Here is a 236-nt window from a genome sequence, read left to right as displayed (position 1 = left end):
ACTCTCGGCGCTAAGAAGCTTAACTTCTGTGTTCGACATGGGAACAGGTGTATCCTTCTCGCCATCGTCACCACACTATTGAGAAACTTGTGCTCTCAAAACTAGACAATATCAAATGTTTCATATGAACCGGAACACCAATTACTTGGTTAAGTCCTCGACCGATTAGTATTAGTCCGCTTCATGCGTCACCGCACTGCCACTTCTAACCTATCTACCTGATCATCTTTCAGGGG

At 44.9% G+C, this 236-nt stretch carries 2 rRNA genes; both read right to left on the bottom strand.

Annotated features, from left to right (window positions below):
* Positions 1-75 (bottom strand): 5S ribosomal RNA (gene rrf / locus MZO40_RS17230); the annotation flags it as partial.
* Between the two features lie 70 nt (positions 76-145).
* Positions 146-236 (bottom strand): 23S ribosomal RNA (locus MZO40_RS17225); the annotation flags it as partial.

The sequence above is a fragment of the Lactiplantibacillus sp. B652 genome (assembly GCF_023806745.1).
Lineage (GTDB): Bacteria > Bacillota > Bacilli > Lactobacillales > Lactobacillaceae > Lactiplantibacillus > Lactiplantibacillus pentosus.
Note: the sequence above shows the minus strand (reverse complement) of the source record. Positions and strands in the feature narration are given on the sequence as shown.